Here is an 18,863-nt window from a genome sequence, read left to right as displayed (position 1 = left end):
CCCGTTTGCGGGTTCGCGATGGGCGGGATCATGTCTCCTGGCAGGCCGAGCTTGTTGTATCCGGCCGTGCTTAGGAAATCAAGCTGTCCGCCTTGTTTGCCAACGAGGACATTGGAGCCTGCGATGTTGGCACCGCCGCTCAAGTCAAAGCAAATAAAGGGAATTTTGCCGGCACCTTGGGTTGCAATGCCGCACTTTTGCTTGAGTGCCTCAAGATCAGGGGATAAGGCCGCCATGGCCTGTCTTGGATTGGCAAACAGGCTGAATATTGAGCCACCGACAATGGTGGCCGCCCCTGTGGCGAAGCCCTGAGCAATAAATTCCCGACGGGTTGTGGGGCGAGCGTGATCGGGATGCTTGATGGGAGCATCCAATGGTAGTGCGCGTTTTTTTCTGCTCATTGTGGACCTCGGCTATTGCAACAATAAGGTGGCATTACTGATCGCGGCGGCACACACCGCTTTGACCACTGTCTTGGTTCTGTCAGCCGGACAGCTGTTGCCACAGGTGATCAACCTATCGATCAGGGCATTGAGTTCGGTTTTGACTGTGGCCAAATCCGGTTGGGTGCCTAGGTTCACCGGATTTCCATTCGGGTCGGCATTCATGACACGAGCCAGTAAAGGATCGAGGATCATGTCGCGACGCGCGGCTGAAAAAGCGACGGCCATGTCTGACTCGTTAAAATCAAAGGCGCTGCCAAAGAGGGCCGTGCGAAGGCCGGCATCCTCGACCAGCGCATTACAATATTCGATGCCCAATTGGGTGATGGCCATCTGGTGCGCGGAACTGAAGGTCATGATGTCTTCTTTCGTTGGCAGCGCTTGTTTGACATTTTCGTAGGTCGCGACAACATCCGGATGGTTTTGGCTGACGCCGGTGATGACCGACATCGAGGCACTGATTTCTTCGAAGGTTCGTAAACCGATGTCTGGGAACGGGCCGATATCTGCAGCGGGTGGAGCCGGCGGTACAGGTGGTTCCGTTCTTGCGTAAGTCCGGTTGCCAATTTGGTCAAAGGTGAGGAAAAACTCATCGCCCGCCGGGCCTTTTTCAAGTGGGATGACGGTACCAAGCGACGATAGCGATTGTCCCTCCGCGGTCGAGTACTGACTGTTCGTTATGGTGACATCAAGGTTTGCGTAGGCTTGTCCAACGGCCACTTCGCGACCATTCAGGCCGATTCGTAAACCTTTGATGACCAGCCCATCGACGTTGGCCTCGCTATTTAGGCTGATGAAGAATGGTTTGTTAAACAGGTAACTGTAGTCATCAAACTGACTGACTTCGAAGACAACATAAGCATCGGGAATGTTGACCAGATGCGACACCGAGAATAGCAGCCAAAAACGCTCTCCGACGCCAACTTTATAGTTGTCGCGAATTTGCTGCGGCGTCAGTGGATGATTGTGGATGGCGACAAATCGAATGATACCTTGCCACAATCGATCCCCGGACACCTCATTGCCAAGCACGAAGGCGAATGTATCGTCCCAGTCGCTGAGCGTGCCACCGGGCGCCGGATCCGGAACATCGATTTTTTCACCATTGACATAGATGGTGCGACCGTTCACCGGATCAAAGTTAACCACGACGTGTTGTAAGGCAGCTTGTAACACCTCGAGGTTATCAGGGGTAGATAGTGCTGGTTCACCGTTGGCATTGGTATTGGAGCTTCGGTTGAGGAAATCGTAGTTGTAGAGTGTTTGGCCAACGGTAAAGTTTCGCACGGTGGTTCCGCCAGAATAACTAATAATTCTGGCCGGGCCTTCTTGCGTGACATTCGCCGGCGCGACCCACGCTTCAATGCTGTACTCGCCCGTGGCTGTCAACAAGTCATAGAGTTTCTTACTGGCGGCCGTAGTGCCTTGGGCTCGACCGTCCCTGATTTGGATACCCCAGCCACCAACCCAACTGACGTCACCCATCAGCGTCAGGTCAATGGCAGGATCCACCCCACTGGTATCAAATGCCGTCGTGCCTTGACCGGTTTTGAATTCCCATTTGGCGATGACGTTGTTTTCATGGCGACCGCCTGTATTGGCAAGGATGCCATCGGTCAAGAGTAAAGCCTTACTTGTGATAAGGGATGGATCAATCTGTGTCAGCGGGATGCCGTTGGCAAACTGGACAATGGCGTCTTCCATCGCTTGCGAGTCCGCAGCACAATCGCTCCAACAGTTATGGAATTCTGTCCGCAACCGGACAACAAAACGTGAGTCCGCCGGGTTGTCGAGATTGATCTTGGCTTGCGCGGCTAAATAGGCGGCGTCCACGTCGGCTGAGGCGAAATATGGCGACTGCGGTGTGGCGGCATCCTCTGAATGGCAGCCAGCACAATATTGCTTGAGCAAAGGATAGATGGTTGTGCCGAATGCGGTGCTGTCACTTGGGAAGTTACGACTGGCCCCCGGGTCTTTGATGGGTGGCGGCACCAATTTGATCGTTTTGCCTTGGCCGCCTAGCGCGCCACCTGCCCAGTCTTCAATGTAACCCTGAATAATATCCGCACACGCTTGGGCACTGCTCAGCCAACAATTGTGTCCACCGGCGACCTTTTGCACCATGCGTGATGCGCCTGGGTCGGCCAGGTTGACAACGGTGTTTGCTTCGGCGTAGGCGAGATTGATGTCGTCACGGCGCACAAACATTGGCGCCTGGCCTCCTTCGATGTGACAGCTACCACACCGGTTTTCGGGCACTAGGTTATCCCATACATTAATTTTGAAGCGCTGTACGTCATCCGTTTTCGGGGGTGGGCCGCTGTAATTGGGGACGTCACCTGTGCCTGTATTGGTATTGGGCAAGGCTTCAACCGACGTGCTGTCACCAGTACAGGCACCCAGCATCAGGACAAAACTTCCAACGACTGCGGCGTAAGCAATTTGACGCCAGCGGTGAGTTATATTGATGAATGCGCTCATGGTATCCCCCTACTCACCCATGCAGTAAACAGCCGCTCCGGCAAACACCTGTTTCAGGTCGTAACCAGAGGATTTGAACGTCGCCACTAGATTGGCAACCTCGGTTCTGTCGGAAGCATCCTGAGGCGGACGCAGACACATCGCCTGAAAAACCTTTTTCACTTGGCATTGTGCGAAGGCTTCGCTGTTGGCGAGTTCTTGGCCGAGTGATTTGGCGCCGTCACCACTTCCTGGGAGTGAGGCTGACCAGCCCAACCGCTGATTCGGCCCTTGTCGCCAATAATTGTCCCAGTGATCGTTCGGGGTGACGTAACCTGGTTTAAAGTTGTTGGCATTGATGTGGTATTTGGCTTGCACGCGAGAACCGGTGATCGGGTCAAGCATGCCTTCAGCGTTGTACACCAAACGCCCATTGTCGCCATTCGGGTCATTGTCGGAATCGTATTGGTAATCGTAATAGGCGAAGGCTTGAGCCATTGGATCCATCCCCGCGTGGCATCCAATACAGTTATTCAGAAAAATACGGCTGTCACCACCTGGCGAACGCGTGACATCTTGACGAATTCGGTCTGGCGGTCGGGTAATGTCTTTCAGGGGCTCGAGATCGGTACACATGTAATTGATAAAAAGAAAGCGAAACATCGCGCGATTGGTGCCTGCGATGAAGAAAGCTTTTGCGGCTGCCCGCGTGGTGATGATGCCCGCCGTGGCAGAGGCGGGTAGGCCGGTGACGCTCGATTGCGTTGTACGCACCAAATTGGCCTTCAAATCAATATGATTGTTCTCAAGGGCCTCGTAATGGTCATTATTGCTGACAGAATACGGCGGTAGCCCCAATGAACTGTTGCCGACGTACAAAATATCACCGCTTAACACTTCACGAAAATCAACGCCATCACGAATGATACCGATCACCGTCGCCGTGTAGTCGTTCAGTGGCGCAAATACCGTTTGATCTTCGTTGGTCCACGGCGTAATCCAGTTTTTCAGCGTGACATTGTAAAAATTCGGGTGCTCAATGGCGCGCATAGCGGCGCTGATTGGATTGCCCGCCTGAATGTCGGCGGCCATGGCATCCAAGGTTGCCTGGCTGGGTGGTACGCCCGCGATGCGATCGTGTAAGCGACGCGCCTGTTCACGAGGACCAGCAAGCGCAGGAGCCGCGAATGAGAAGATTAATAATGAAACCAAGAAAACTTGGGTGATGCGCTGAGAAACTGAACGTTGTGCCATGAGTTGCCCCTACTGCTCGTTGGCGACTATCACGATAGACATCAGAGGAACCTACCAGTGTAAACAAAAAAGTTCCTATTTTTCGTGAACTATGCCTCGGAATATGACATAAGTATCCGGATAATAGAACCAAGACGGATGATTGGCTAGTTGCCTTTGGACCAGCGGAGCCATTGGTGTTATGAGAGGTTGTATGCACGGTGTACTCAATAAGTTGAAATGGTGGTTGGCGGCGCTTGCGGGCATTGCCTTGTCGAGCTGTGATGGTGGAGGCGGCCTCGCCGGGGACAGTCAGGCGCCGGATCCCGTCGTGCAAGATTTCCCTATCGCTTATGTCAAGCGCCAAATTCCAGTGGACGACAATGGCACTCGCTTGGCGCATGATCTTCGTGACCCGCTGGCATTTTTCCCGGGGGCGCAGCTTGTGATCCGTGATCGTGCCTCGCCCACAGCCAGTGAAACTGTGATTACCGATGGCGTTTTTCCGGAAGGCGAATTGTACGACGTGAAAGATCTTTCTGTGTCTTATGATGGCCGGAAATTGCTGTTTGCCATGCGCGCACCGGAAATTCCTAATGCCGATGAATCCGAACAGCCTACTTGGAACATTTGGGAATACGACCTCGACACACGTCAGTTGCGGCGTGTGATCGCCTCAGACATCAAAGCGGAAGCAGGTCATGATTTTGCGCCTCACTATTTGCCGGACGGGCGTATTGTTTTTGCGTCGACCCGTCAGCAAGCGAATCGTGCCATATTGCTTGACGAAGGCAAACCCCAGTATGCCGGCCTAGACGAAGACCGTAACCAGCCTGCGGCCGTTCTCCATGTGATGGATGCGGATGGGAGCAATATTCAGCAAATTACCTTTAATCAAAGCCACGATCTCGACCCGACGGTGATGGATGATGGTCGCATCCTGTTCGTGCGTTGGGAAAATGCGGCGCAAAACAATATGATGAGCTTGTATACCGTGCGACCCGACGGCAAGGATTTACAAATTCTATATGGGCACCACAGCCACAACACCGGGACCAATGGGACGCCCGTGCAGTTTGTTCGGCCACAAGAGATGCCGGATGGCCAAGTCTTTGTGCTGGCTCGTTCTTTTGTCGATGAAGATTTCGGGGGGGATTTGCTGCAAATCGATACGAAACAATATATCGATAATGATGTGCCGCTCGCGTCGTTGGCGGGGTTGACTGGGCCCGCACAGACTTCGTTGACCGGCGGGCAAGTGGCGACAGACAGCAATCGGTCGCTTGGTGGCCGTTACGCCGCCGCGAGTGTGCTCTACGATGGTACGGAACGTCTGCTGGTGAGTTGGAGCCAGTGTCGCCTGCAACAGGATGATGGGAATGGCAATGTCACCATTGTGCCTTGTACGGAGGACAATATCTCTGACATGAGCCTCACTGTTGCGCCACCGCGTTACGGGATCTGGATGTTTGATCGCCGCAACAGTACGCAGTTACCGATCGTGACAGGGGAAGAAGGCGTGATGTACACAGACGTGGTGGCGATGCAGCCACGCCCACTTCCGACCTTTATCCCACCTGACACCGAGGCCGACACATCACTCGTTGAAGCGAATCTTGGCATTCTCGACATTCGAAATCTGTATGATTTTGACGGCGTGGATGTGACCAATGGCGCCATCGCAGCACTTGCCGACCCGACGCAGACAACGGTCGACGACCGGCCTTTTGTGTTTATTCGATTGGTCAAAGCGGTGTCTATACCGGATGATGACTTGGTTCAACTCAATGGCGCTGCCTTTGGACGGTCTTCGGCACAGCTCATGCGGGAAATCCTGGGTTATGCGCCCGTGGCTCCGGACGGCTCCATTCGGGTCAAGGTGCCAGCCAATGTGCCCTTTATGGTCAGTGTGCTGGACAAAAACGGTCGGCGGCTCACCGGACGCCACAATAACTGGTTGCAGGTCAAGCCGGGTGAGGTATTGCAGTGCCAGGGGTGCCATAGTGCTAATAGCACTGTGCCACACGGTCGTGTGGATGCACAACCTGCCAGCATTTGGCCTGGAGCAGCGGCAGCAGGGCCATTTCCGGGCACAGATCCGACCCTGACGGCTGAGGTTGGCGAGACCATGGCGCAGACATATGCACGCCTTCGTGGTGAGCCCTCACTGTCAGTCAATCCGAAATATGAAGATGTTTGGACGGATCCTGCCCGTCGTACGCCAGATCCGACCATTGAGTACAGTTATGCCGATTTGACGACGCCCATGCCGACAAGTCAGAACTGTTTGTCTCAATGGACCGCGCAATGCCGCATTACGATCAATTATCCTGAAGTTATCCAGCCGATTTGGGAGAAAAACAGGCAGGTGCTAGATGTGGACGGCGTGACGGTGCTGGCCGATCACACCTGCACGTCTTGTCATGCGCCACGCGATCAAAACAACGCGGTACAGGTGCCCGCTGGACAGTTGGATCTCAGCGGTGAGCCATCGCCGGACAATGCCGACCAGCTGGTGTCCTATCGGGAATTGTTGTTCCCCGACAATGAACAGGAAATCGTCAATGGTGCTTTGGTCGATCGACTGGTTCAGGCAACAGATGCGAATGGCAATCCTATTTTTGAGACCGACGAGGATGGTAATCTCATCTTGGATACCGACGGCAATCCGATTCCTGTTATGGTGACGGTCCCGGTTGCGCCTGCCATGAGTGTGTCAGGTGCAGCCAGTAGTGATCGGTTTTTCAGTCGATTTGACGCAGGCGGAAGCCATGAAGGCTGGTTGTCACCGGCGGAATTGCGGTTGCTGGCTGAGTGGTTGGACATTGGGGGTCAGTATTACAACAACCCGTTTGCCGTTCCGCAAAACTGATGATGAACTATGATACGAGCACAAACAATTTGGTCATGAATTGATGAGCACGAGGCATTGTCGTTGTTTTTGGGGCGTCTGGTTGGCGCTGACATTGTTATTTGCGCCGTTCCTGTACGGGGAGGATAGTGAGCAACCGCTTACTGTGACAGTGGCCGATCCTTTTATCGAATTGCATACAGGCCCGGGGCGAGGCTATCCGGTATTTTATGTGGCCGAACAGGGGGAAGAAGTCACCATTCTTTATCAAAAAACGGGTTGGTATCGTGTTCGGCTGAACAACGGAAAGACGGGTTGGGTGCATCGTGCACAAATGGCAAGAACACTGTCGGGAGAAGGTGCGCAGGTTAAGTTGACCGATCCTGATTTCGGCGAATACCTCAAACGATCTTGGGAAATCGGTGTGATGCATGGTGATTTCGCGGGGGCTGCAGTGATCGCCGTGTCGGGCAACTGGCGTTTTACCGATCACCTTTCGACAGAGTTAACGCTCAGTCAGTCACTCGGTCGCTTCAGTGAAGTGGATATGGCGACGATCAGTATCATGAATGAACCTTTCCCCAGGTGGCGCATGTCGCCGTTTTTTGGTATTGGTGGGGGCACTATTTTGGTCAAGCCACGTGCGACCTTGGTTCAGGTGCAGGACCGTCAGGATGATGTGGTGTTTGTGACAGCAGGGATACGAACTTATCTGAGTCGCCGGTTTGTGCTTCGTTTGGATTATCGAAGCTACGTCGTATTAACCAGTCGTGATGAAAACGAAGAAGAGGAAGAATGGAAAATAGGCTTCAGTGTGTTCTTTTAGTCGGGCTGCTGGCCGGTGGGTTGGCGTTATCGGCCCCCAACGATGAGCAGCGCCCCAGTGCGGCGGAAGAAGTGATTACACCGCCTAAGCGGACCGAAATCGACTTGGCCAATATTGATGCCTGGGATGTAGAAATTGGCATTGAATACGGCATGATGAATGTCGAGGATTTTGGTACCAATCCCATACTCTCTGGCTATCTGGCCTACCATGTGTCAGAGGATTTTTTCATACAGGCGGGTTATGGTCAGACAGATACCGAGCCGACCAGCTTTGAGCGTCTCTCCGGTGCGACTTTGCTCACAGATGACCAACGTCAATTGCAGTACTATGATTTGACGGTGGGTGTTAACTTGTTACCCGGTGAAGGTTTTGTCTGGGACAAGTGGGCATTTAATTCGAGCTTCTACCTGATTGGAGGCGTTGGGAGCACAAACTTCGCAGATGACAATCGTTTTACCGTTACCTGGGGAGCTGGCTATCGTATCGTCTTACGTGACTGGCTAGCAATTAAGTTTGAATTCCGTGATCATTTTTATGACATTGATTTGTTGGGAGAAAACAAAACATCCCACAATCTTTCGTATCGGATAGGTATTAGCGGCTTTTTTTGACGGAGAGGTAGTCACATGAAATTGCGTGTATGGGTGGTGTTGTCTTGTCTGTTAGCGATGGTGGCCTACGCGGATACCTCGGGCGCCGTTCCTGCGCCGGATTTTACCTTGCCTTCAAGAGCAGGGAAAAATATCCGTTTGGCAGAGCTGAGGGGCAATATCATTTTGCTCAACTTCTGGGCGTCTTGGTGTGGGCCATGTCGCGAAGAAATGCCAAAACTGGAAGCGCTCCACCAAAAATACAAGGATCTTGGCGTCAAGATTGTTGGCGTCAATCTTGACACTGAACGCCCGCAATCGGAGCCTTTGCTGAAAGACACTGGTGTGACCTTCACCATTTTGTTCGATACCGAAGGTAAGGTCGGTGAGATGTTTAAAGTGGAGACGATGCCGAGCACCTATCTGATTGACCGAGATGGTCGCATCCGCTATGTGCACCGCGGGTATCGTCCGGGCTATGAAAATGAGTATGAAGCGCAAATCAAGGCATTGTTACGTGAATAAGGCAATTCTGTGTCAGCGACTTGTCGTCGTTTTGCTGATGCTGGGGCTCAGCGGTTGCGGCCTGAAGCCATGGGTGAAACCGTATGAACGGCAGAATCTGGCAGATCCCATCATGAGTCTGAACCCTGATCCGGTTGAGGCGGCTTATATGCAGCACGTTTACGAAGCGCGTGAAGGTGCGCGTGGTGGCGACGGTGGTGGTGGAGGGGGCTGTGGTTGTAACTAGGCGACTGAGCCTTCTGGTTGCCTTGGCGGTGATTTCTGCCGAGGGTGCGGTGCTGCCTGAAGACAGGGCAGACCTTCTTTATCACGCCTATTCGGGCGGTGGCGTTGAAATCACGGGGCCCTCACTGTTGGTGCGGAAGGACATTGCCGATGAAATCTCTGTGGTCGCCAATTATTACGTTGACATGGTGTCAAGTGCATCCATTGATGTGGTGACGACAGCCAGCCCTTATACTGAAGAACGGACCCAGTATTCACTTGCGGTCGATTATCTCCACGACCGAACCACGGTGTCGATGGGTTATATTAGCAGTACAGAGAATGATTATGATGCCCAGACAGCGAGCTTTTCCATCAGTCAGGATTTCTTTGGTGATCTGACGACGGTGACAATTGGTTATGCCAAAGGCGATGACATCGTTCGTCGGAATGGTCAATCCGATTTCCAAGAAAACGTGACACGCCAGAACTACCAGCTTTCTGTGACTCAGATCCTCACGCGCAATATGCTTGTTAATGTTGCGGGCGAGGTCATTACAGATGAAGGTTTTCTGAACAATCCGTATCGAAGCGTGCGCTATCTCGACCCAACCACACCGTTGGGGTACGGGTTTCAGGCAGAACGTTACCCGAGAACGCGAACATCGAATGCAGTCTCGGTCACACTCAAGTATTTTCTTCCCTACCGTGCCGCCCTTAAGTTTAAGGGAAAGCTTTACTCAGACACTTGGGGCATTGATGCCAACTCGGTTGAGGTTGGATATACCCACCCCTATGATGACCATCTGACATTTGATGTGTCGGCGCGTTACTATCAACAGGACAGTGCCGAATTTTATGCGGATTTATTTCCTTATCAGGATGCGCAAAACTTTTTGGCAAGAGATAAGGAGCTGAGCACGTTTCAATCTGTGTCGGTCGGCGTGGGGGCGTCCTACCAGTGGAAGGTTCATTGGGGACCGGTGTCTCGTGTTTCGTTTAACGCCAAATACGATCGAATTCAATTTCGCTATGATGATTTCCGAAATTTAACCGTGCAAACCACGCCGGGCGCCGAGCCTTTGTATAGTTTTGATGCGGATGTGGTGCGCTTATTTGTGAGCCTATGGTACTGATTTTGAAACCAAATCCGATGAATAATGCACATTGCCTTGACTGTCGACGATGACTGCCGAGACATTGGGCATGGATTCCACCAGCGTCAGGCCCTTTTGTACGCCAAGCACAAAAACACTTGTCGATAAGGCGTCTGAAAGGGTCGTATTGGGCGCAAGTATTGTGACACTTTCGATGCCTTGGACAGGTTTGCCGGTTTTGGGATTGATGATGTGGTGAATGCGATTGCCGTGCTCATCGATGAAAAAGCGCTCATAGTCGCCCGAAGTAGAAACGGCGGTATCTTTGACTGGAAGCACGCGAATGACAGCATCTTGTTGGCGAGGGTGCTGAATGCCAATACGCCAAAGTTTGCCAAAATTATCTCCCAGCGCATAGGAATCTCCGCCAGCACTGACCAATGCTTCACGGACGCCATATTGGCGTAATAATTGAATGCAACGATCCACAGCATACCCTTTGGCAATGCCTCCGAGATCGATGCGCATACCTGTATGGGCAAAGGCCACGGTTTGCTTGGCGGGATTCAGTATGATGGCGCGATAGTTAATCAGTGGTCGGCGTTGGGCAATGGTTTTGGCATCGGGCGCTTTTTTGCGGCGGAAGTCGTAAAGAAATCCCACACTGGAGAAGGTCACATCGAAGGCGCCATTGGTTTTTCGTGACACAGCATTGGCCTGGAGCAGCAGTCGGAAGAGTTCGTCACTGACTGGTATAGGTGTTTTGGCGGCATGTGCGTTCACACGACTGAGCTCGGAATCAGGACGAAATGGACTGAGCGCTGCGTCAATACGGTGCATTTCGCGCTCGACCGCCTCAACTGCCATTTCCGCCTGTTTGGCATCATCATGCCATAGGCGCACTCGAGCAACAGTCCCCATCACCGTGAATGTTTTGTCTACCCAGAGGGCTTTTGCCTCAGGCACTAAGCACAAACAGAAGAGGACAAGCCAGAGAGCTCGACAGATCATGACGGCAGAAATGTCATTCGGTAGTTGTCTTCCCACACCTCAACATCCATCGCACCAAAATTGATCAGACGAATTCTGGCCATCAACTTTCGTTCGAGTGCTTTGTCGTTCAGGTCGCTTGAGACAATGGTGACATTGGCCACTTTTCCTGAAGGTAGAATACGAATTCGGAAAATCACTTCTCCCCGGAGTGTCGGATTTTTCCGAAGCGCGCGTCGGTACAGAGCGTAAATAGCTGCTTTGTTGGCATCCATCACTCTTTCGATGTTTTCTGCGGGTCGTTGTGCTTTTCCATCGGAGCGTTGCTGTGCCATCTGTGCTTTGCGGGCAGCCAAATTACTGGTGACTTTTGTGGATCCTCCGCCCTTGAGCGTGCCACCGCCGAGGCTTCTTGATGCTTTTGCCGTATTAATACCACCACTGCCTTGGCGGGCAGCGTTGGTGATCAGGCTTCGCTCCACTGTCCGTGCCGTTTGCTCGGCCGATGTTGTGGGTTTGCTTTGTCGGATTTTGTTGATTGGCGCCTCTTCACGCAGGTCGGCAAGGGCATCGAACACGGCTAATTGCTTTTGGGCCTCTAATCGAGCCTGTTCGCGATTGCCAAGCTTTGGCTTAGGTTCTGCCTTTTTGGGTGGTTCCGATGGTTTGATCGGTTTCTCCGGTGTTTTTTTGGGACGTTCCTCTTTTGGCTTTTCGATTTTTGGTGGTGGCGGCGGTGGAACAACCTTTTTCTTCTTCTGTTCGAGCACCAATTTGACTAGGTGTTCAGGGATCGGTTTGGCGCTGAATTTGTCTTTTGGTGGCAATGAAGTGTTGGCCACCCAGAAAGCGAACAAGGTGGCCAGTGTTGCCAGCGCGCCAAGTACCAGGCGAAGCCTTGTCTTGTTTTCTGGCAAGTCCTCCCAAGGTAACTGAGGTTCAAACTTCAGCCACACCATCATGACGACTCCTGTGGCTTTTTATTGACAGCAAAATAGATGGTTTTATATGGAGTTTCGCTCATTGTGGCGAGAATTTTTTCCAACAGTTGATATGGAATTTCCCGGTCGCCCATAAGGGTAATTTCTGTGCCGTCGATGTCTTCAAGTTTTTCTTTGTCCCAGGTCAGTGCGGCTTGCCGGTTCAAGACACTGGCAAGCTGCGGAATGGTGCGCGCTTGACTATTAAGCACGTCAGAAACCCTGACCACGGGTTCGCCTTTGACGATAATTTGATCTTTGCTGACCAGTACCACAAGCGTTTCTTTTGGCTTTTGTTCGGTGATAGATTCGGGCAGGCGAATGGCTTTGGCATTTGGGATTTGCTGCACTTCCGAACTGTTGACCAATAGGAAAAAGACGAGAATGGTAAAAATGTCCATCAGCGAGACAAGGCTCAGTGTCGCGGCGCCAAATCGTTTGTGATGGCGCTCCATACGGGCAGCGCGGACTGACTTTTTCACGACTGGTCTCCCCCTTCTGCCTGTTGTACTTGTGGCGCACGACCAAGCGCTGAATTCGGGAACAGGGCGTAGCCGTTTTGGTCATCATCTCGCCAAGCGACGCGAACGGCGTCCATCACCGCGACAATGTCTGCATAGGGTGTGTCCGGTTGACTGAGTATGGAAATATCGTTTTCTTCAGGAAAGCGCGCCTTGAGTTCTTGCAGCAACAGGTTAAGTGCACGCAGTGTGGCCTGATTCCCGTAGCCTTCGCCTTGTTGCCACGAGAAGGTCTTGATGACACCAGAATTGCGATCGTTGAGCAGGATTTTGTCGCCTTGAAATATGACTTCGAGCGCAATCTTGGCGGAATTCTCTACTGGATTTTGTGGTCCCTGACTGGCGCCTGGTAGGGCGATTTTCAGAATGTTAATTTGCGAAAAAACGGCAGTCATCAGCAAAAAGGGCACCAACACGACCATCAGGTTCATGAATGCTGTGATGTTGAGTTCTGGGGCCACCTGTTTGGCGCGGCGCAAACGTTTGCGAAACATGCCGTTATCCTCGATTTTGTTTAGCTGCCCGTCTTTGTTTCATTTGTTCGATGGCATGTTGTCTGCGGCGAAGCAGATTGACGAATTTAACAGATATCATTTCAAGGCTATCGACCATCTCCGTGGTTTTTGTTTGCAGGTAACTGAACAAAAGCAGCAACGGAATGGCCGCCATGAGACCGAACGCCGTGGTGTTCATAGCCACGGAAATCGACGCCGATAACAAGCTGGCCTTTTCTGCGGGGTCGACATTGGCCACGGCTGTGAACGCATTAATCAATCCCATAATGGTGCCTAGTAGACCGAGCAGGGTGGCGATGTTGGCAAAGGTGGCAAGATAGGGGGTGCGTTTTTCCAGCTTCGGTATGATTTCCATCAGCTGCTCCTCCATCGCGAGCTCAATATCATCATGTCGCTTCCCCAAAGTACTGCTGTCCATGCCCGAGGCGAGAATCTTGCCAATGTCCGTGCCAGATTCAATGGCAAATTGCTCGGCACGGGCAAAGTCACCCTGTTGCAGTAAGGGCAAAATTTGTCGCCAGATGACCTGATTTTTCCTTTTTGTCAATGTCAGATAAATCCATCGCTCAATGGCGATGGCCAAACCAATGACAAAGACAGCCAAAATGACGTACATGAACGGCCCGCCTTCTTGAAAAAAACGAACCACAGTGGTCCACATGCTGGCTTCCGTCTGACTGGGTGCCGCAGTGCTGGCGGCTGCAATTATGGTGTTCATCATCTGGACATCCTCGTTTTGGAAAATTTCGTCTCGCAATGGTGCATTCTAGCCCTAAGCGTTATTCTGAATCCAATGTCTGGTTCACGTTTTGATTGTTTTGGCGTTGACGGAAAATTTGCAATTCGCGCTCAAGTCCTGATAGAGACAAGGGCTTCGGTTCTGGTTGCCAAACCGGCGTCACCGACGGTGTTGTCACATTTTTTTCCTGAAGCCGCCACGGAACGATAGTCAGCACCCGTGGTGCTTCCTTGTTGACTTTGACCGTCAAGCCGAGAGTGGCTTTCTTGCTGGTATCCTTTGTCTGAGCGACGTCTTCGGCCATGGATGCTTGGGCGGTCAGGAGCACGGATAAGCACAACAATAACTGTAATTTGTTCATAGACTGTTCCTCACATTCGATTTTTCAAATCAGCGATCCAACCAGCCAAGCGCGGTTCACTTTGTCCTTTTGCCGCCAACAGTTTTTGGAGCTTTTCATACAAAGCCAGCGCCTTGCGCGTTTCGCCCAAGTAAAGATCCAGCAATATGGCGAGGTTTCGTGTGGCCGAGATTGATTGTGGTTCCAGTGCCAGCGCCTTTTCAAACGCCGATCGGGCTTTACTGATTTCACCTTTGTTGACCAAAATGACACCCCAAAGGTTTTCAATTCGCCCTGAGCGCACCTTGGCGTTGACAATTTGTTGGTAGATTTTTTCGACCGAGGTATTCGCCGTCGAATGTTCTGAGGCGAGTTTTAAATAGTTAAACCAGCAAGGCTCCATGGTTGGCGCCAACTTAATACACTGTTGATATTTGAGCAATGCGTCAGAAGGGTTTTGCTGTCGCAACTGGTTGGCTTCGCGAAATGCCCGAACGGCGTGCTCTGGCCATACGTTGGTCGGCTTGTCGGCAGTGGGCAATGCTGTGCTTTTGCGGTTTGGGAGTTGCTGACAGCCGTACAAATAGAGGGCTGATAGCATCAGCAGCAGGCATAGCCGAAATTTAGTTTGCATAGTCGTCCACCATAAAAGGTTTTTCGTACCTCGCTGGCATAAGTTGCTTGAGCGCATCAAACGCTTTTTGTGTCCAGCTGTCCCAAATACCCTCTTGAACCAATGACCAAGTCGCTTCGTAGGCTTCGATCGCCTTGTCTTCAAACGGGTAGACTTTTTCTTCCAGTAGGGCGTTGTATTCTTCAAGCGCGAGTTCGCTGAGCCCTTTAGGGCGTGGAGACTCGAGCAGGGCTTTGGCTAAGTGCTGATAAGCTTCACCAATACGGAAAGCGGCTTCCGTGGCCATTGGACGAACACCGATTTCTAACACTCGAGTATAGGCTGAGAGCACTTTTTTCATGGCTTGTTTCTTTTGAGCAAGCGACTTGGCAAGTGGTTGTTTTAGTGTGATGCGTTTGAACGCGAGCATTTCAGCATTAGCCAAGGCCAATTGCGCGTTAGCCGCCAGTGTTCGCACACGAGCGTCGGACAGGCGTTTTTTGAGGACGAGCCCGACCAGTTTGCGCCGCCAGAAATCGCGCTTCCACCCAATGCCCAGAGCCTCATAGAGATTGATGAGACGCTGCATCGCTTCTGCGTTCAACTCATAAGGGGTCGGAAATTGCTTGATATATTGTTTCCACAGTGATACGGCGGCTTTTTTGCCCTTTTCATTGCTCACTTTTTCCCAACTTTCCGCCGCCTGCCAATAGGCCACGCGTTTTCGTTCGGGATCTTTTTCCTGCTTGGCAATGGTGGTGTAGATTTGGGCGGCGCGATCGAACGCGCCGATGGCTTCGTAGGCGACGATAAGTTTGGCCGGAATGGTCTTGCCAAGCGGGTGTTGTGGGTGTTGTTGCTGGAATTGATGAAGCACATCAATGGCGTCTCGGTATCGGCCAAGTTTCAACATGAGGGTTGCGGCATCGTATTTTGCTTGTGCACTTTCAGGCGCTTGGGGCTCTAACTTGACCAAGCGAAGGTAGTGAGCAATTGCATGGGCATCTTGGCCTTGTTTTTGTGCCAGTTCACCTTGTTTGTATATGGCTTGTGCGCGTAGCCGATGGTAACGCGCTTTTTCTTTTGCGGTGAGCGTGTTTCGGTTGAGTACCGCACTGATCGCTTTTTCTGCGGCGTGGTACTTGCCAAGGTCAAATAGACCGTCGGCAATGACGCTCCGTGCCCGATCGGCAAATCGCTGGCCATCCGGTCGCATAAGCAGTTGTGAAGCCGTGTCAATCGACGCGGCAATTTGTCCGGCGGCAATTTGTTCTTCCATCAGCAGGGACAGTATCTCCGTGAGTTTCTGACTCTTAGGAAATGCTGTGACATAGCGAAGGGCGGCGTCAATGAGTTGATGTCGGGCTGGATCCTGGTTTGTCTTGTCAGCTTGCCGAAGCAGCCGTTGGCGGAGCACGATAAGACGATAGCCCGCCTGCTCTGCACGAGCGTGACGAGCGGACTCCGGGCCGTAGGCAAGCTGTTCATATTGATCGGCACCGTCGCTGATCCTCCCGGCGTCAACATAAGCCTCAGCCAAAAGCCAACGTTTATCGGGTGCGTCCGATGCATTGGGGAATTCTTTTAGATAAATTTCATACCATTTTGCGGCATTTAAAAAATCTGCCGGTGTTTTTTTGCGCTGTGCTTCAGCATGAAAGAAGGCCATTAAGTCATCAAGATGTTGCTTGAGTTGTGGTGCGATCTCGTGACGGTCTGCTGAGGGCTGATGCTTCCAGTATTCGGTTCCAGATTGATAACGCAGGACGAATTGCTGCTTGGCTGCTAACACCAAATCGACAAAGCCTGCTTTTTCGAGCACGGTGATCGCTCGGTGAGCAAATAGTGGTGCATCATGTGCGTTCGGGTTGGTTTCGACATAAGTTTGCAGCGTCTTAGCGGTGTCCTGAAATCGCTCCTGTTCGAAATATTGATCGGCGAGCGCCTGATAGAGTGCTGCTTCCCAAGGTTTGTGACCGCGCTGCGTAAAAAATCGACGCAATGCCATCGGCCCGTCCAAATAGGAAAAGCTGAGGGCCAATATTCTCAGCGTATCTGAGCGTAAGCCTTCAGGTGTTGTATCGGTATGGTGGTGATGGAGATAGTCGAGTAGCTTCGCAAAATCGTCGTTTGCCGATGTGTACTGAGATAATTTAAAAAGCGCCCAACCTCGTTTATAGAGCGCTGTGGTGAAAAACGGCGTCTCAAAGCCTTGGCTGATGACTTTGCCATAGGCTTTGGCGGCTTCGGTATAGTGGCCTTGAGCGAAGGCATGTTCGGCCAGTCGGAAATGTGCTTCGATTCCTTCAAAGCGCGAGTCATGGGTGTTGGCAATGGCCGAGAGCCGCTGGTAGGCGCGCGTTGTGTCGCCACGAAGCGCTAACACGCGCGCCAATTGATATTCGATCGCTGGGACATCAATGGTGTTCCGGAACTCACGCAATAATGTTTCGTAGTACTTGGCAGCTTGCGCCAAGTGTTGCTGCATTGCCTCCATTTGATTGTCGGCCAGTGCATTTTCAGCCAACAAACTGTGCAAACGCGCTAAGTTGGTTAATGCTTCCTGTCGGGCGGCAGGGGTTGCTGGATTATCCAGTACGCGAGAATATGCGGCGAGCGCCGTGGTCAGTGACTGTTGTGGCAAACGACTTGGTCGAATAGTGACACTTCGGTTGAGCAATTCGGCAAGTGTTTTGGGGGTGTTTTTTTCTTCAGGGCTTTGGAATGGCCACAATTGACAACCACTGAGCAAGATGGCCAGACAGAGTAGGCAGCTTAGCCGAACAGCTAGTTTCATTGACGAACGCCCTCCGGATTATCCATATCTGGCGTGCTTGCATATTGCAGACGCGCGATGGCGAGTTGGGCTTGTCGCTCTATATCCGCCAAGGCAATACGCATTGTTTCTGTCAACTGGTCGGCGCGGGCATAAATTTTGTGGCTGAGCATTGCTTCCAGTGTTTGATAGTGTTTTTCAAGATGCTGCGTACGTTGCATGAGCTCTTCCAGTCGCGCCAAGACAGGCTCGATTGGCGGTCGGTTTTTCGTGGCGATTTCTTGTAAGCGTCGATAACGCGCCTTGAGTTCGTCGTGTGCACGAACAAGCTGGATGATGGCTTTTTGATTGGTCCACTGATCGATAGGGCGCGTTCGCGCGATATGCCAATACAAAACGCCTCGGATGTGATTGAGGCGACGTCGGTATTTTTCCGTGTCACCATTAGGAAGGCTTGCTAACAGGGTTTCTGCGCGCTTGAGCCGAAGACAGGCAGTTTGCCAAGGCGTGTCGATACGTCGTAGATCGCACCAAACCTGGTAGGGGCGCTGATTTGCTTCGACCAGTTTCGTGACAGAGCGCGTAATGGTTTCAAGCGGGATCTCGGCAAGACGATGTGTGACTTTGGTTTTGTGCGTCTGAAACCGTGTTTCATTGGCTGACACGGCCCATTGTAATACCGGAATCTTTTGCTTGGCGTGGTGCAAGGCATGGCGCCACATCGCCAATTGCTCCCACTGCTTCAGTAATTGCGCCAATTCAGGATCCGTGGCCAGATATTGAAGAAGGCTTGCGGTTGGGCCTTTGATTTTTGTGGTCGGAGCGTTCCAAGCGGCGAGCCATTGGCGAGACTGGAGTGCACTTTTTAGAATGTGCTGGGCGTACTGGGCGCGTTCTTGTGCTTTCTGATAACCTGCGAGCGCGCCGGCAAGGTCACCAAGCTGCTGTTGCGCATAAGGGAGAGCGAGCCACGCCTCCTGTATGGCCGGGTGCAAAGGGTCATTTTGTTCCACCAGATAAGACCAGAAACGCGCTGCGCTTTGGTAATCAGATTGTTTGGCGTAGGCCCAGCCAAGCAGCAGAGCAGCCTCCCAAGTCGTGGGGCTATTTTGGCGTACATGGGTCAAGTATTGTTGGGCAACCTTGGGCTTGTCGTT

The 18,863-nt window shown here is 52.1% G+C and carries 18 protein-coding genes; 6 read left to right on the top strand and 12 right to left on the bottom strand.

What is annotated here, in order from left to right:
* The 3 genes from D6694_07315 to D6694_07305 all read right to left on the bottom strand — a co-directional run.
* Nucleotides 1–401 (bottom strand): general secretion pathway protein GspF (locus D6694_07315; protein ID RMH43117.1); only part of this gene is annotated, 401 nt, incomplete at its 3' end.
* A 12-nt stretch (nucleotides 402–413) separates the two neighbouring features.
* Nucleotides 414–2,924: a LamG domain-containing protein gene (locus D6694_07310; GenBank protein RMH43116.1), complete on the bottom strand. Its 2,511-nt coding sequence runs from the start codon at nucleotides 2,922–2,924 to the stop codon at nucleotides 414–416.
* 9 nt (nucleotides 2,925–2,933) lie between these two features.
* A complete protein-coding gene (locus D6694_07305) occupies nucleotides 2,934–4,157 on the bottom strand; it encodes a hypothetical protein (GenBank protein RMH43115.1) in 1,224 nt (407 codons plus the stop codon).
* A gap of 193 nt (nucleotides 4,158–4,350) precedes the next feature.
* On the opposite strand from D6694_07305, the gene D6694_07300 reads away from it, so the two are divergent.
* The 6 genes from D6694_07300 to D6694_07275 are packed head-to-tail and all read left to right on the top strand — an operon-like array spanning nucleotide 4,351 to nucleotide 10,271.
* Nucleotides 4,351–7,008 (top strand): hypothetical protein, encoded by a 2,658-nt coding sequence (locus D6694_07300; protein RMH43114.1) that lies wholly within the window; start codon nucleotides 4,351–4,353, stop codon nucleotides 7,006–7,008.
* A 43-nt stretch (nucleotides 7,009–7,051) separates the two neighbouring features.
* A complete protein-coding gene (locus D6694_07295) occupies nucleotides 7,052–7,813 on the top strand; it encodes a hypothetical protein (GenBank protein RMH43113.1) in 762 nt (253 codons plus the stop codon).
* Complete coding sequence (locus D6694_07290) at nucleotides 7,783–8,427, top strand: outer membrane beta-barrel domain-containing protein (protein RMH43112.1); 645 nt, start codon at nucleotides 7,783–7,785, stop codon at nucleotides 8,425–8,427. Before D6694_07295 ends, D6694_07290 begins: the two co-directional genes overlap by 31 nt.
* 15 nt (nucleotides 8,428–8,442) lie before the next feature.
* Nucleotides 8,443–8,931, top strand: a complete 489-nt coding sequence (locus tag D6694_07285; protein ID RMH43111.1) for a TlpA family protein disulfide reductase — start codon at nucleotides 8,443–8,445, stop codon at nucleotides 8,929–8,931.
* Nucleotides 8,897–9,157: a DUF4266 domain-containing protein gene (locus D6694_07280; GenBank protein ID RMH43110.1), complete on the top strand. Its 261-nt coding sequence runs from the start codon at nucleotides 8,897–8,899 to the stop codon at nucleotides 9,155–9,157. Before D6694_07285 ends, D6694_07280 begins: the two co-directional genes overlap by 35 nt.
* Nucleotides 9,144–10,271 carry a DUF3570 domain-containing protein gene (locus tag D6694_07275; GenBank protein RMH43109.1) on the top strand — a complete coding sequence of 376 codons (1,128 nt, stop codon included), beginning with the start codon at nucleotides 9,144–9,146 and terminating at the stop codon, nucleotides 10,269–10,271. Before D6694_07280 ends, D6694_07275 begins: the two co-directional genes overlap by 14 nt.
* On the opposite strand, the gene D6694_07270 is transcribed toward D6694_07275, so the two are convergent.
* The 9 genes from D6694_07270 to D6694_07230 form a co-directional block, all read right to left on the bottom strand.
* On the bottom strand, nucleotides 10,260–11,243 hold the full coding sequence (locus D6694_07270) for an FAD:protein FMN transferase (GenBank protein ID RMH43108.1): 984 nt from the start codon (nucleotides 11,241–11,243) through the stop codon (nucleotides 10,260–10,262). The genes D6694_07275 and D6694_07270 overlap by 12 nt on opposite strands.
* Nucleotides 11,240–12,184 (bottom strand): energy transducer TonB, encoded by a 945-nt coding sequence (locus tag D6694_07265; GenBank protein RMH43107.1) that lies wholly within the window; start codon nucleotides 12,182–12,184, stop codon nucleotides 11,240–11,242. The genes D6694_07270 and D6694_07265 overlap by 4 nt, the downstream gene beginning before the upstream one ends.
* Nucleotides 12,181–12,657, bottom strand: coding sequence for a biopolymer transporter ExbD (locus tag D6694_07260; GenBank protein ID RMH43106.1), 477 nt, complete (start codon nucleotides 12,655–12,657; stop codon nucleotides 12,181–12,183). The genes D6694_07265 and D6694_07260 overlap by 4 nt, the downstream gene beginning before the upstream one ends.
* A gap of 23 nt (nucleotides 12,658–12,680) precedes the next feature.
* Nucleotides 12,681–13,217, bottom strand: coding sequence for a biopolymer transporter ExbD (locus tag D6694_07255; protein RMH43105.1), 537 nt, complete (start codon nucleotides 13,215–13,217; stop codon nucleotides 12,681–12,683).
* Between the two features lie 4 nt (nucleotides 13,218–13,221).
* On the bottom strand, nucleotides 13,222–13,899 hold the full coding sequence (locus D6694_07250; GenBank protein RMH43118.1) for a MotA/TolQ/ExbB proton channel family protein: 678 nt from the start codon (nucleotides 13,897–13,899) through the stop codon (nucleotides 13,222–13,224).
* A gap of 118 nt (nucleotides 13,900–14,017) precedes the next feature.
* The gene (locus D6694_07245) at nucleotides 14,018–14,338 is read right to left on the bottom strand and encodes a hypothetical protein (protein RMH43104.1); all 321 of its coding nucleotides are present in this window, start codon (nucleotides 14,336–14,338) and stop codon (nucleotides 14,018–14,020) included.
* Between the two features lie 10 nt (nucleotides 14,339–14,348).
* Nucleotides 14,349–14,951 (bottom strand): hypothetical protein, encoded by a 603-nt coding sequence (locus tag D6694_07240; protein RMH43103.1) that lies wholly within the window; start codon nucleotides 14,949–14,951, stop codon nucleotides 14,349–14,351.
* Nucleotides 14,941–17,727 carry a hypothetical protein gene (locus D6694_07235; protein RMH43102.1) on the bottom strand — a complete coding sequence of 929 codons (2,787 nt, stop codon included), beginning with the start codon at nucleotides 17,725–17,727 and terminating at the stop codon, nucleotides 14,941–14,943. The genes D6694_07240 and D6694_07235 overlap by 11 nt, the downstream gene beginning before the upstream one ends.
* Nucleotides 17,724–18,863, bottom strand: a 1,140-nt coding sequence (locus tag D6694_07230; GenBank protein ID RMH43101.1) for a hypothetical protein, incomplete at its 5' end; no start/stop codon positions are given. The genes D6694_07235 and D6694_07230, both read right to left, overlap by 4 nt.

The sequence above is a fragment of the Gammaproteobacteria bacterium genome, assembly GCA_003696665.1.
Taxonomy (GTDB): Bacteria; Pseudomonadota; Gammaproteobacteria; order Enterobacterales.
The sequence above is the reverse complement of the archived record's forward strand: the minus strand, read 5'-3'. Positions and strand labels throughout refer to the sequence as shown.

Coding starts and splice junctions, on each gene's coding strand:
- D6694_07250 (RMH43118.1), bottom strand. CDS start 13,899: ATGTGGACCACTGTGGTTCGTTTTTTTCAAGAAGGCGGGCCGTTCATG.
- D6694_07245 (RMH43104.1), bottom strand. CDS start 14,338: ATGAACAAATTACAGTTATTGTTGTGCTTATCCGTGCTCCTGACCGCC.
- D6694_07300 (RMH43114.1), top strand. CDS start 4,351: ATGCACGGTGTACTCAATAAGTTGAAATGGTGGTTGGCGGCGCTTGCG.
- D6694_07290 (RMH43112.1), top strand. CDS start 7,783: ATGGAAAATAGGCTTCAGTGTGTTCTTTTAGTCGGGCTGCTGGCCGGT.
- D6694_07270 (RMH43108.1), bottom strand. CDS start 11,243: ATGATCTGTCGAGCTCTCTGGCTTGTCCTCTTCTGTTTGTGCTTAGTG.
- D6694_07235 (RMH43102.1), bottom strand. CDS start 17,727: ATGAAACTAGCTGTTCGGCTAAGCTGCCTACTCTGTCTGGCCATCTTG.
- D6694_07260 (RMH43106.1), bottom strand. CDS start 12,657: ATGGAGCGCCATCACAAACGATTTGGCGCCGCGACACTGAGCCTTGTC.
- D6694_07305 (RMH43115.1), bottom strand. CDS start 4,157: ATGGCACAACGTTCAGTTTCTCAGCGCATCACCCAAGTTTTCTTGGTT.
- D6694_07295 (RMH43113.1), top strand. CDS start 7,052: ATGAGCACGAGGCATTGTCGTTGTTTTTGGGGCGTCTGGTTGGCGCTG.
- D6694_07240 (RMH43103.1), bottom strand. CDS start 14,951: ATGCAAACTAAATTTCGGCTATGCCTGCTGCTGATGCTATCAGCCCTC.
- D6694_07265 (RMH43107.1), bottom strand. CDS start 12,184: ATGATGGTGTGGCTGAAGTTTGAACCTCAGTTACCTTGGGAGGACTTG.
- D6694_07255 (RMH43105.1), bottom strand. CDS start 13,217: ATGTTTCGCAAACGTTTGCGCCGCGCCAAACAGGTGGCCCCAGAACTC.
- D6694_07310 (RMH43116.1), bottom strand. CDS start 2,924: ATGAGCGCATTCATCAATATAACTCACCGCTGGCGTCAAATTGCTTAC.
- D6694_07280 (RMH43110.1), top strand. CDS start 8,897: ATGAAGCGCAAATCAAGGCATTGTTACGTGAATAAGGCAATTCTGTGT.
- D6694_07285 (RMH43111.1), top strand. CDS start 8,443: ATGAAATTGCGTGTATGGGTGGTGTTGTCTTGTCTGTTAGCGATGGTG.